Source organism: Bradyrhizobium sp. 23AC, assembly GCF_054863025.1.
This window is the reverse complement of sequence record NZ_JAVAYN010000025.1, coordinates 27,330-40,288: the sequence shown is the minus strand read 5'-3', so window position 1 is coordinate 40,288 and position 12,959 is coordinate 27,330. Positions and strand designations below refer to the sequence as shown.

11 protein-coding genes are annotated in these 12,959 nt (G+C 62.4%); 3 read left to right on the top strand and 8 right to left on the bottom strand.

Annotation, left to right across the window (positions count from 1 at the left end; genetic code table 11):
* Positions 1-37: 37 nt before the first annotated feature.
* The 7 genes from RAD10_RS36490 to RAD10_RS36460 all read right to left on the bottom strand — a co-directional run bounded on the left by RAD10_RS36490 (position 38) and on the right by RAD10_RS36460 (position 10,540).
* Complete coding sequence (locus tag RAD10_RS36490) at positions 38-661, bottom strand: response regulator (RefSeq protein WP_018318087.1); 624 nt, start codon at positions 659-661, stop codon at positions 38-40.
* 60 nt (positions 662-721) lie between these two features.
* On the bottom strand, positions 722-1,930 hold the full coding sequence (locus tag RAD10_RS36485) for a sensor histidine kinase (RefSeq protein WP_461621231.1): 1,209 nt from the start codon (positions 1,928-1,930) through the stop codon (positions 722-724).
* Positions 1,931-2,539: 609 nt separating this feature from the next.
* Positions 2,540-3,361 carry an outer membrane beta-barrel protein gene (locus tag RAD10_RS36480; protein WP_461621230.1) on the bottom strand — a complete coding sequence of 274 codons (822 nt, stop codon included), beginning with the start codon at positions 3,359-3,361 and terminating at the stop codon, positions 2,540-2,542.
* Positions 3,362-3,506: 145 nt separating this feature from the next.
* Complete coding sequence (gene arcA, locus RAD10_RS36475; protein ID WP_461621229.1) at positions 3,507-4,769, bottom strand: arginine deiminase; 1,263 nt, start codon at positions 4,767-4,769, stop codon at positions 3,507-3,509.
* Between the two features lie 26 nt (positions 4,770-4,795).
* Entirely contained in the window at positions 4,796-6,229 is a 1,434-nt protein-coding gene (locus RAD10_RS36470; RefSeq protein ID WP_461621228.1) for a basic amino acid/polyamine antiporter, read from the bottom strand.
* 142 nt (positions 6,230-6,371) lie between these two features.
* Positions 6,372-9,437, bottom strand: a complete 3,066-nt coding sequence (locus tag RAD10_RS36465) for an efflux RND transporter permease subunit (protein ID WP_461621227.1) — start codon at positions 9,435-9,437, stop codon at positions 6,372-6,374.
* Positions 9,434-10,540 (bottom strand): efflux RND transporter periplasmic adaptor subunit, encoded by a 1,107-nt coding sequence (locus RAD10_RS36460; RefSeq protein ID WP_461621226.1) that lies wholly within the window; start codon positions 10,538-10,540, stop codon positions 9,434-9,436. The genes RAD10_RS36465 and RAD10_RS36460 overlap by 4 nt, the downstream gene beginning before the upstream one ends.
* 272 nt (positions 10,541-10,812) lie before the next feature.
* Between RAD10_RS36460 and RAD10_RS36455 the strand changes: the two genes are divergently transcribed.
* Complete coding sequence (locus RAD10_RS36455; RefSeq protein WP_018318095.1) at positions 10,813-11,013, top strand: DUF3551 domain-containing protein; 201 nt, start codon at positions 10,813-10,815, stop codon at positions 11,011-11,013.
* A 215-nt stretch (positions 11,014-11,228) separates the two neighbouring features.
* The gene (locus RAD10_RS36450; RefSeq protein WP_028143792.1) at positions 11,229-11,732 is read left to right on the top strand and encodes a DUF1269 domain-containing protein; all 504 of its coding nucleotides are present in this window, start codon (positions 11,229-11,231) and stop codon (positions 11,730-11,732) included.
* Between the two features lie 20 nt (positions 11,733-11,752).
* On the opposite strand, the gene RAD10_RS36445 is transcribed toward RAD10_RS36450, so the two are convergent.
* The gene (locus RAD10_RS36445) at positions 11,753-12,463 is read right to left on the bottom strand and encodes a Bax inhibitor-1/YccA family protein (RefSeq protein WP_461621225.1); all 711 of its coding nucleotides are present in this window, start codon (positions 12,461-12,463) and stop codon (positions 11,753-11,755) included.
* Positions 12,464-12,705: 242 nt separating this feature from the next.
* Between RAD10_RS36445 and RAD10_RS36440 the strand changes: the two genes are divergently transcribed.
* The gene (locus RAD10_RS36440; protein ID WP_461621224.1) at positions 12,706-12,909 is read left to right on the top strand and encodes a DUF6894 family protein; all 204 of its coding nucleotides are present in this window, start codon (positions 12,706-12,708) and stop codon (positions 12,907-12,909) included.
* Positions 12,910-12,959 lie beyond the last annotated feature (50 nt).

Genomic DNA, 12,959 nt, shown 5'->3' with positions numbered 1-12,959 from the left:
GGTACCGACGCCCGTATTGCTCGCCAATATAGCCGTTTCAAGCCTCGACCAGCCCGGTCCGAACGGCGTACCGGACCAGCCCCGCCGTCGAGTTCACCTCCAGCTTGCGCATCGCTGCTGCCCGATGGGCCTCGGTGGTCTTGACGCTGAGGTCGAGGATCGCACTGATGCCCTTGTTGCTGTATCCTTCCGCGACCAGCTTGACGACCAGTTGCTCGCGGGCCGTGAGTTCGTGATGCCGCTCGCCGTTGGTCCGCGGCGCATGGTCGAGTTCGGTCTTCCGGGGCCAGAATGGCCGGTGCAGCAACAAGGCTTCGACAGCTGCGACAAGCAGCTTGTTGGCGTCGGACTTCACCAGGAATGCACGCGCCCCCGCCTCGAATGCTTGCTGGGCAAGCAAGCCCGAATTGTGCACCGTGAAGATCAGCACTTCGGTCTGCAGCGGATACTCTCTGATCCGCCGCGCCACCTCGACGCCGGTCATGCGGGGCATCGAAAAGTCGACGATGGCGACATGGGGCCGGCTTTCGATCGCGGCTGCTACCGCCATGCCGCCGTCATTCACCTCGGCGACCACCTCCCAATCCACCCGTTGCTCGAGCACCGCCCGCAAGCCTGACCGTACCGCCTCATGATCGTCCGCGATGAGAATTCGCTTCATGGCAGAGCACTCCGAATCCGCATCGGCGATGGGCCGTGACCCCAGCCCGCCGCCCCGCGGTTAGTGTTTTTTCGCTGATTGTGCGCCTGCGCGGGCCCTTGCATTTGTCGTGGCCCCGCGGCGATTGGCCCTGTTCGCCGAGGGAGCATAGGGAAATACTGCACACAGCACCGTGCCGGCCTGCCGGGGCGCGCGACTGGATTGGATGTCGAGCGTACCTCCGATCTCGTGCAGCCGCGCTTGCATCGCCGGAATTCCGACACCAACAGAGGCCGCGCTCCTGCCGAAACCCGGCGGGAGCCCACGTCCATTGTCGCTGAGCGTCAGGTGAAACCGGCCGTCCGCGGTATCGATGACGATGGCCACCTCCGTCGCGTTCGCATGACGGAAGACGTTCGTCAGCGCTTCCTGGACGACCCGCAGCAACGTTCGTTTCGTCTCGTAAGGCAACCGATCCACATCCGGCACGATGTTGACACTCGCGCGCAACGACGTGCGCGCCGCAAATCCCTCCGCGTACCGCTCGATCGCAGCCTTCAGGCCCTCACCGGCGAGGTTCCGGGGATGCAGCAGATAGGCAAAGGCGCGGATTTCCCGGAGGGCTTCATCGATCGATGCATCGATTTCGTCGCAGAGCCGCTCGGCCAAGTCCGGTTCGCCGATGCTGCTTCGGATCCGCATGAGACCGAGACTCGCGGCAATCAGGTGCTGGCAGGTCGAATCGTGGAGATCGGACGCTATCCGCTGCTGGATGCCTTCCTGGATCGATACCAAAGCGAGATTCACGTCGAGCCCGTTGCCCTGTCCGACCCCGCTCTCGAACGCGCGGCTGCGCAGGGCGCGGTGGCTGCCGATCAAGCGAACCGCACCACCACACGAAGATTGAACGACCGGAGTTACTACCGTTTCGACGTTCCGGGGCGAGCCGCCGAACGCGAGACGCTGCCGGATCCTGATTTCCGCTCCTTCCGCAACGCACGCCCCCAGCGCCTGGCAGACGATTCTAGCGTCGTCCGCATTCATGCAATCGAACACATCCATGTCGTAAACGTCTTCCGGCGAGAGACCGAGCCGGGACCCGAACTCCGGATTGATCGCCTCATAGACGAAGCGCCCTTCAGGAGACGGACGCACGACGAAGAGGAGATCAGCCGAAAACGTCCAATAGAGCGCTTCGATCGATTGTTCCGAACCTGTCCGCAGCCAGTTCCCGAGGCCGGTTCGATGCGACTCGCTGGCGGGGGAGACATGTACCTTCACGATACGCACTCACTCTTCTCCGGCGACATCGCGACGCTGACAACAGCATCGCCTGTGTCCGCTCGCCTGTTCGGGGACTTCTCCCCTCGCCGGCTCGCGGACGCGCCTTGGAGCCGATCCGACTATATACCCTGGAACCGACCCACAACAAGAGGTAGCATTTCCATGGGATTTAAATCTTGAATCCGCGACACGCCGTCTGCCCTGCCCGACAAAGCGGTTCGTGCCCTGCGCAAGCGCTCGAATTTGGCGCAACAGAGATTAAAAATGCGGGATTCCGAGCAGCGGAGTTCCGAGACAGCGAACTCCCGCGCCGATAGGCGGCTATGCCTACCAACGTAGCGAGGCGCTAGCGGCTGCCGCCACCATTTGCGCCGGACTTCCTCCTGCGTTCCGTCCTTGCTTTCGGAGTCGTCGGAGGCGGTGCAATCTGCAGGGGATGCGATGGCAACGTCAGACGGTTTGTCGCAGCATCGTCCCGAAGCGCATCGGTATCAAGACGCTGGCTTCGATCCACAGCGTCACGCGGATCGGCGGCGGCAACGGATGCCGCCGCGATGCCCACAACAATACCGATCAACAGCGACAAGCTTCTTGCGTGCATCGATCGGATACCTCTCAGAATGCGAAATCCAGTCGAGGGCCAATGCGAACGTCCCTGTATCGTCGTAGCGGCACGTTCGACGTTCGCGCCTCGTACAGCACGGTCGTCGTGAGCGACAGATTGCTCGCAAAATTATACTTCAGACCGACGTCTGCCGAATAGAGCTGATCGCGCCGCCCGCTATTGAGCCCATCGGTGAACCAGTAAGCCTCGAACAGTGGCGTGCTGACAATCGACCATTTGGAATCGAGCTTGACCTCGATACCGAGCACAGCGTCGAAGCGCCAGCGGCGCGCCTCCGCCAGGTCGGAAAATCGATAGGTCAGGAGCAGCAATGGTGAAAACGTCGCGTTGTTGAAGCGGAAGTCGCGGGCAACCGAGCCCATCACATCGTTCGAGGTGAAGGCGAGGTCGCGGTAGATACCGTCAAAATCGTAGCGATGCTCGTAAATGGCGGAGAAACGCCAGCCGTCCCAATTTTGGGTCAGGCGCCCGCCCATCCGCGCGACGGCAAAGTTGCCGTCCTTCTCCCGCGAAAACGCTTCATATTGCCCCCGCGCATAGAGCCGGTACGACAGGTCATTGCTGAGGTTCCCGTCCAGCCGGACGCTCACGTCGGGCACGTAGTAAACATCCGACTTGCGGTTGTCCCGGGTAAACAGGGCGTTGTCGGTGAAGGTGGGCGCTATGGAACCCACGACACTCCAGGATGGTGCGGAGGTGTAAGGTACAGGGGCCGCGATCGTCTTGAACTCGGTGACATCAAGGTCGGCTGCGCCTGCCGTGCTTGCGCCGAGCAGACCAAAGATCGGCAGAAGAATCCTGGACCTTCGCATGGCGTCCCTCGATGGCTGTCGCGTGCATCGGGATTCGCGTCAGGCTGTGACACGATTGTGGCGTGTTAATGTTATTCGACTAAATCACGGGTTGATCAGATCGATCATCGTTTCGTAAGAGGCCGCAGTGACCGCTGATGCGGGCTTAATAGTCGACCGCGTCCCTGGTGATCGGACAGGTCATGCAATGACCGCCGCCGCGACCACGTCCGAGTTCCGCACCAACGATGGTAATGACCTCGATGCCCTCCTTGCGCAGCAGCGTGTTGGTGTAGGTGTTGCGGTCATAGGCAAACACGACGCCGGGAGATGCGCAGACGAGATTGGCACCGCTATCCCACTGGGTGCGCTCGCGCATATAGGCATTTCCGCCCGTCTCCACCACGCGCAGCTTCTTCAGCCCAAGCGCCTCTGCCACGACCTCGACGAAGGGCTTTTCATCCTTCCGCAGTTCGATGCCTGCGGAGCCGTCGGCCGGACGGTAGGAAAATGCCGCGATATTGTTGACGATGTCCGGATAAAGCAGCACGCAATCGCGATCGGCGAATGTGAAGACCGTATCCAGATGCATCGCCGCTCGAAGCTTGGGCATGGCAGCCACGATCACGCGCTCGGCCGCCTTCTTCTTGAACAAGGCGGCAGCGAGCTGGCTGATGGCCTGCCGCGAGGTGCGCTCGCTCAATCCGATCAGCACGTTGCCTTTTCCGATCGGCATCACGTCGCCGCCCTCGAGCGTCGCAAGGCCGTGATCCTGTGTCGGATCGCCCCACCAGACATTGACCTTGCCGGCGAAATCCGGATGGAACTTATAGATCGCTGCGGCGAGGATAGGCTCTTCGTGGCGCGCCGGCCAGAACAGCGAATTCAGCGTAACGCCCCCGTAGATCCAGCAGGTCGTATCGCGCGTGTACAGGGTGTTGGGAAGGGGCGGCAGAAGATACTCGGTCATGCCGGCCGCTTCCCGGATGAGCCTGAGCGTCTCGCCGCCGCGGGCTTCCGGAAAGTCCTGGGTCGACAATCCGCCGATCAGCGTCTCCGCCAGCTCGCGCGGCTTGAGGCTTTCCAAATAGCCGCGCAGCTCGTCGATCAGGCCGAGGCCAACCTGATTGGGGATCACCTGGTTGTCGAGAATCCACTTCCTCGCCTCCGGAATGGCGACCGTGTCCGCGAGGAGATTGTGCATCTCGACGACTTCGATACCGCGGTCGCGCATCTTCTGCACGAAATCGAAATGATCGCGCTTGGCATTGTCGACCCATAGGACGTCGTCGAACAGCAAGGTGTCGCAGTTCGTCGGCGTCAGACGTTGATGAGCCCGCCCCGGCGAACAGACCAGCACCTTGCGCAGCTGGCCGACTTCCGAATGAACACCGAAGGGAATCCCTGCATCCGATGTCTGCTTTGTCATGAGGCCTATCTCCGGAACTGCTCCGCTCAGATCGTGATGTAGCCGGTGGCCAGGCCATGAATGCCGATGACCGCGCCGATCGCAACGACAATGAAGATGATCCACTCGACGAAGGTGAAGACTCTCGCCTTCTGCTCGAGGCGTGCCCACAAATACAGTGCCGTGCCGGGCGCGTAGAGGATGGCCGACAGCAGCAGATATTTCATTCCGGCCGCATAGATCAGGAAGAGCGTGTAGATCAGCGCAATTCCGGTAAAGACCAGCCCGCTTCGACGCTGGTCCGGGCGCTTCTCATAGGTCTCGCCCCGCTTGACCAGCAGGAGCCCGTAGGCGGCGACCAGGAAAAACGGGATCAAATTCATGACGCTCGTCAGATTGAGCATCAGCGAGAAAGCGTCCCGCGACCAGTAGGTGCTGATGACGAAGAGCTGGACGACGATGTTGGTCAGCCACAGCGCCGCCGCCGGGACCTTGTTCTCGTTCTCGGTGCCGAACAGGGCCGGCATATCCCTGGTGCGGCCCGCGGCCGAAAGAACTTCGGTGCAGATCAAGCTCCAGGCGAGATAAGCCCCGAGCACCGAAACCAGAAGTCCGATGCTGACGAAGACCGCGCCCCAATGCCCCACGACGGCCTCCAGCACCGCCGCCATGGACGGCTGTCGCATCTCGGCGATGTCGGTGCGCGGCAGCACGGCGTAGGGCAGCATGGTGACGAGCACCATCAGGCTGGTCACCATCACAAAGCCGATGATCGTCGCCGCGCCGACATGGGATCGCTCCTTGGCATAGCGGGAATAGACGCTGGCGCCCTCGATCCCGAGGAACACGAACACCGTGACTAGCATGGTCGCGCGGATCTGCTCGAAGAGCCCCTTGTCCGGCATGCCCTCGCCGCCCCAGAAATTGTCGCTGAACTGGTCGGCCTTGAAGGCGAAGAGCAGGATGACGATAAAGACCAGGATCGGCACGATCTTGGCGATGGTCACGATGGTGTTGATCGCGGCGGCCTGCTGCACGCCACGCAGGATCATGAAGTGGAAAAGCCAGATCCCGATCGAGGCAACGATGATCGCGATGACGGTATTGCCGTCACCAAACACGGGAAAGAACGCGCCCAAGGTCGACTTGATCAGGACCCAATACGACACGTTGCCAATGCAGCTTCCCATCCAATAGCCAAGCGCCGACAGGAAGCCGGGATAATCGCCGAAACCTGCTTTCGCATAGGCGTAGACACCAGCATCGAGTTCAGGCTTTCGCTCCGCCAACGACTGAAACACGCGCGCCAGCGTGTACATGCCACCGCCGGCGATGCACCAGGCGAAGATGGCGCCGAATGGACCGGTTGCGATGCCGAATGTGCGCGGCAGCGAGAAGATGCCGGAACCGACCATGGAGCCGACCACCATGGCCGTCAGAGCAAACAGCGAAAGTTTCTGGATCGACGGCGTCGCACTCATGTGAAGGGCCTCGAACCGCGAACGATAGTCGGCGCTGCGGCCGCTTCGCTCGTTGGGACCCGGACGATGCGCCGTGGAGCGCGCATGGCCAATCAGGTGATCACCTAGTCGAGGTCCGGGATTACCCTCACTGCCCACGCTCTCAGGCCGCGAACGAAGAGCCGGAAGCTTCGGCCTGCTCCTTTCCGCCGAACCAGGCCACATACAGTGTCGGCAGGAAGACCAGGGTCAGACCGGTCGCAACCAGCAGTCCGCCCATGATCGCAAAGGCCATTGGCCCCCAGAACACCGTCGGAGCAATCGGGATCATGCCGAGAACGGTGGAGACGGCCGTCAGCATGATTGGACGAAAGCGGGAACTGCTGGCATCCACCGCGGCCTGCCAGGGTCCCTTCCCCAGTGAACGCTCCGCCTCGATCTGGCCGATCAGGATGACTGCGTTCTTGCTGATCATGCCGAGCAGAGCAAGCACACCGAGAATGGCGACGAAGCCCAACGGCCGGCCCGACAACAGCAGCGCTGCGACGACGCCGATCAGACCGAGCGGTGCAACGCTGACGACCATCAACAATCGCGGAAAGCTCTGCAGCTGGGCCATCAGGACCGTGAACATGACGAACAGCATCACGGGCACCACCGCCATGACGGAGGCCTGCGAATTCCGGCTTTCCTCCACCGTGCCACCGACCACGACGCGGTACGAAGCCGGCAGCGCCGTCTTCAGCTTTGCCATGGCCGCGGCCTGCCTGTTGACGACCGTCTCCGGCAGCACACGGTCGGCAATGGCGGCCCGAACCGTGAGCGTGGGCACGCGATCTCGTCGCCAGATCAGCGGAAACTCCTGATCATACTCGAACGATGCAAACTGGCTCAATGGAACGGTCCGCCCGCCCGCGATCGGCATTTGCAACGTACGCAAGCTCGCCAGCGAGACGCGCTGTTCATCGGTTGCGCGGACCACCACATCGACCAGGTAGATATCGTCCCGCACCTGCGTGACCGGCGTGCCGGATATCACGGTGTTCAGAACCGTGGAAATCGTCTGCGAACTGAGTCCGAGAAGGCGGGCCTCGTCCTGGTTGACGCGAATCCGCACCTGGCGATCGGGCTCCATCCAGTCGAAATTCACGCTCTTGGCGGCCGGATCGGCCCCGACGATCCGTGCGACCTCGAGCGCGATGTCGCGCACCCGCTCGACGTCGGGACCACTGACGCGATACTGCAGCGGCCATCCGACCGGGGGACCGAGGCCGAGCGGAGACACCGACGAGATCGCATTCGGAAACTCATCGGCAAGGAATCGTTCCAGCTTGCCATGCAGCCGCTCACGCGCCCCAATGTCTCTGGCGACGACGACCGCCTGCGTGAAGGAGTCGTTCGGCAATTCGACGCTGAGCGGCAGATAGAACCGGATCGCACCGCGCCCGACATTGGTGCTCCAATGCGCGACATCGGGATCGCCCGTCAGCATCTTGTCCAGACGCTTTGCCGCGGTTTCGCTGGCAAAAATCGATGCATTTTGCGGCAGGCTGAGATCGACCAGCAGTTCCGGCCGATCGGAGGACGGAAAGAACTGTTGCGGAATGAGCGGCATCGCGAGCACGGAGGCGACGAACAGCGCGGCCGTCCCACCGAGGGTCAGCCATTTGGCGCGGATCGCCGATATCAGTAAGCGTCGATACAGCCGGAACACCCGTCCGGGAGCCGCAGCACCCTTCTGCTTGGGCGGGACAAGGATCGCAACGCCGAGCAGCGGCGCGAAAATCACCGCGACGAACCAGGACGCCAACAGCGCGATCGCGACCACTGCGAACAGCGAGAACGTGTATTCGCTCGCGGCACTTGCAGCAAAGCCGACCGGAATGAAGCCCGCGATCGTCACGAGCGTCCCCGCAAGCATGGCAAGCGCGTGGGTCCTGAAGGCGTAACTCGCGGCCTCGACCTTGCTGTCGCCCAATGCCAGGCGAATGAGCGTGGCATCCGTCGTCGTCATGGCATCATCGACCAGCAGGGCAAGCGCAATGATCAGGGCGCCGAGCGATATGCGCTGCATGTCGATCTGAAGGACCGCCATGACCGGAAACACGATCGCAAGCGTGAGCGGGATCGCCAGCGCAATGATCAGGCCCGGACGAACGCCGAGGCTGATGAAGCTCACAACCAGAATGATGGCGATCGCCTGCAACAACGAGGTCATGAACTCGCCGACCGCCTTGCCCACGACGACGGCTTGGTCGGCCACCAGGCTCGGCTCGATCCCGATCGGCAAATCGGCGGTGATCCGCGCCATCGCCTCCTTGACGTTCCTGCCGAGCGCGAGGATGTCGCCGCCGTCGCGCATGGCAATGGCAAGCCCGATCGCCGGGCGGCCATTGATCCGGAACAGCGGCTGGGGTGGATCGGCATAGCCCCGCCGCACTCTCGCAAGGTCGCTCAGGCGCAGCATGCGACCGCCGGCTGCGAAGTTGATATCGGCAATGTCCTGCTCGGACAGGAAGCTGCCCGACACCCGCAGCGATATCCGCTCGGTGCCGGTCTGAAGCGTTCCCGCCGGCATCACGATGTTCTGCGCCCGCAACGCCGCGATCAGAGCCGTCCGATCAACGCCGAGATTTGCAAGTTCCTGCTTGGAGAACTCGACGAAGATCACTTCCTCCTGTGCGCCCAGCAGCTCGATCTTCGCGACATCCGGTACAGCCAGGAGCTGCGAACGGATCGCCTCGACCCGGTCACGCAGCTCGCGTTGCGCGAAGCCATCGCTGGTAAAGCCGTAGACGATGCCAAAGGTGTCGCCGAAATCGTCGTCGAAGAACGGCCCGACGACACCAGCAGGCAGCGTATGGCGAATGTCGCCGATCGACTTCCGTACGTGGTACCAAGTATCGGAGACATCCCGCGCATTGGTGCTTCCCCTGAGGTTCACGAAGATGGTCGTGAGGCCTGGCCGGGTGAAGCTGCGCAGGAAATCCAAATGCGGGGTCTCCTGCAATTGGCGCTCGAGGCGCTCCGTCAGCTGCTTCATCGTCTCGTCGGCCGTCGCACCTGGCCAGACGGCATGAACGACCATGGTCCGGATCGTGAAAGCCGGATCCTCGTTCCGGCCCAGCCGGAAATATGACAGGACGCCGGCGGCTACCGCTATCAGCATGAGGTAGACGACCAGCGAGCGTCGCCCCAATGCCCATTCCGAAAGGTTGAATCCGCTCATCGCCCCGACCCGAGCACGCGCACCTTCTGGCCTGGATGAAGTGCCTGAACGCCTGCAGTGACGACGATCTCGCCGGCATCAAGCCCTTGTGCGACGATCACCTGCGCCTGGTCGAACCGCAGCACGTCGACGTTCCGCGCTGAGACCGTATTAGCTGAGGGATCGAGGACCCAGACGGCCGGCTGTTGATTCATCCTGGTCAGCGCGGTTGCGGGAATGCCGATCATTGGGCCGGAGCTCGCCTCGGCGCGCCCGACCACGGTCGCCCCGAGCCGCATCGCAGCCGGCGGATCGGTAAGGCCCACCTTGACCTCGAAGGTCCGCGTGACCGGGTTGGCCTGGGCGGCGACCTGCCGGACGCGCCCTTGCGCCGTCACTGCCGGATCGTCCGTGAGCGCGACCGTTACCTGCAGATCGGCAGGCGCCGCTCTCACCAGTTGGGCGGGCACATCGAAGACCGCATCGCGACCGTCCTGGCGAGCGATCTTCGCGATCGTCTGCCCGGCCTGAACGACCTCGCCGGCGGCGGGGCCGGTTTCGGTGACCTTGCCCGGCGCATCGGCCCGCAGCTCGGTAAAGCCGACTTGATCGTGGGCGGCGCTCAACTGGGCTTCGGCCATATCGAGCTGCGATTGGGCGGTCTGCTGCGCCTGCGTCGCGGCTTCGAAGTTGGCGCGGGTGGTCCAGCCCTGCGCCAGCAGCGTCTGCTGACGCTCGAAATGATTGCGGGCCTGAGTGAGCTGGCCTTGCGCAGCAGCAAGTGCCGCCTGCGCCTGGCGTAGCGCGTTCGCTTCATTCTGCGATTCCAGTTGCGCCAGAAGTTGGCCGGCCTGGACGCGATCACCAAGCCGGGTGTTGTTCGAAAGCAGTCGCCCCCCGATTCGAAATGCAATGCTTACCTCGTCCTCCGCCTCGATACGCCCCGCAAACGTGAACGGCGTCAGCAGCTCGCGCTTCTCGACCGTGGTCGTGCGAACCGGACGTGGCGCCGGGGGCGTACCCTCCACCGGGTCCCTTTCACAGGCGGCAACCAGCAGCGTGGTGACCGCTGCGACAAGCGCGATGTTCAGCGGCCGCATCGGCATGACATGATCATCGGTCAACTGCTCCGCTGACGATCTTGTCGATAGATCATCTCCCTTCCATCGGTAAATCTACTGAGCGATCACCGATGCAATCGTGGTCCGGAGAACCTTCCAGCAGCAGTCAGAAGATTCCCAGGGCAACGTCAGGCAATCACCCGATACCGGGGACGCCGCAAGCGGTGCATTAAGGCTGCACCTGCTCCCGCCGCGGCGCGTTCGCCAAAGCAGCAGGTGGCAAGGGAACCGGCCGCTCAGGCTCCGAATGATTCACACGACGACAGGAGATCGACATGAGAAAGCTGGCTTTGCTGTCCGCGGCCATCTTCATTGCGCTCAGCGCGATGGGTTCGACGACGCCCGTACAAGCGCAGGATCTGGCATGGTGCTCGAAGATCAAGGGAATGCTCAACTGCATGTATGAGACCCGCTCCCAATGCCGCGCATCGGTGAGCGGACGGCAGGGCACCTGCGTGCAAAATCGCCGCCGCTGACGGCATCGTTCAGTCCGATATCGGCCCGGGCGGCGTAAGATGATGCGCTGTTGGTTGTCGTACGCCACCCGGATTTCGGCATGAATGGCGCAACTGTGCCCGCCCCATCGGGACATTCCTCCGCCAACGTCCGGGGTTTCCTCCAATCGCGGCGGGCATTCTTGCGCGGTAGCATCGACTGCTCCGGTTCGCATTTGGATCAACGGGAGGTGTCAATGTCCGATCTTGTCGCGATCGTGTATCCGTCGGAAGCAAAGGCAGAAGAAGTCCGCCAGCAGCTATTCAAGCTGCAGAAGGAGTATCTGATCACAATCAGCGACGCCGTGATTGCCGTGAAGACGGACGCGGGCGGCATCAAGCTCAATCAACTCGTCAATACCACTGCCATGGGCGCAATGACGGGAAGCTTCTGGGGCCTTCTCATCGGTGTCCTGTTCCTGAACCCAATCCTCGGAGTCGCGGTTGGCGCCGCGTCCGGCGCGCTCGGCGGCGCGCTCTCGGACTTCGGCATCGACGACGCCTTCATGAAGAGCCTGTCGACCAGCCTCCAGCCCGGCAACGCGGCCTTGTTCGTCCTGATCAAGCACATGACGGCGGACAAGGTGATCAACGAGATCAAGAGCGCCGGCGGCGTTGTGCTCAAGACGTCACTCGACGAGACCAAGGAAAAGCTCCTCCGCGATGCGCTGACGAGTGCGGTGGAGCGGCCGGCGGCCTGATGCCGCCGTTCCTCCCTGTCTCAGCGCCGGCCGCCCGCAAGCCGCAGCAGCATCATGAAGAGGTTGATGAAATTCAGATAGAGCGACAGCGCCGCGATGACCGACTTGCGACCCGCAGAGGTATGGTCATCCGCGCTGTCGTACATCGCCTTGATCCGCTGCGTGTCGTAGGCCGTAAGCCCGGCAAATACGCCGACGCCAACGATCGAGATCAGCCAATCGAGCGCGCTCGAGGACAGAAAGATGTTGATCAGGCTTGCGATGATGACGCCGATCAACCCCATGAACAGGAACGTGCCCAGCCCGGAGAGATCGCGTCGCGTCGTATACCCGAAGGCGCTGAGCGCTCCGAAACTCGCGGCCGCAATGAAGAAGACCCGGGCAATCGACGAGTTCGTGTAGATGTGGAACAGCGTCGAGAGCGATACGCCGACCAAGGCGGCATAGAGGAAGAACAGCAGCCGTGCCGTTGACACGGACAGCGTATTGATGCGCGAGCCGATGAAGAAAACCAGCCCCAGTGGCGCCAGAATGAAGACCCACATCAATGGGCTCTGCAGCAGCGCCGGGCCTGTGAGCTGATAAGTCAGCCAGGCCACGACGGCGGTCAAGCCGACGCCCGCGGCCATGTGAGCGTAGATGCGCAGCATGTATTGATGCAGGCCAGCGTCCACCGCAAATGCGCCGCCAGCCGTCTCCGCCGCAGTCAGATTTTGATCGAAATTTGACACATCCGCCTCCTCTGGACTTCGCCGAGGGAGGCGACATTAATCCTCGGGCATCCGGAACGGCATCGGACAATCACCCGAATGCCGCCCGTGGAAATTACCCTTCTCTGTCGCAACTGCGGGCATCGCTGGGATGCTGCACATGACCGATGCGAGAGCTTGGAACTACGTCTAAGCCCTTTGGCGTACGCTCCTTACAGCTTTGTCACTTGGAAGCCGGGTGGGTCGCGATCTAACCCAATGCCATGCGCTTCTTCTTTCACATCGCCGACAGATACGGCCTCTTTCCCGACGGGATCGGACAGGACTGCCGAGATCAGGATGCAGCCATCCTGCACGCCAGACGCCTCGCCGCCGAGCTCGCCAAGGCCGGTGAATTCTGCCGCGGCAGCGTCGTGCTTGTGGCCAGCCCGCTGCAGACGGCTTGCGGCGCCCCGGGCGGCGGCTGATTTTTCTGCCCTCACCACCTACAGAGAATCCCTGATGTGCGCATGCGGCA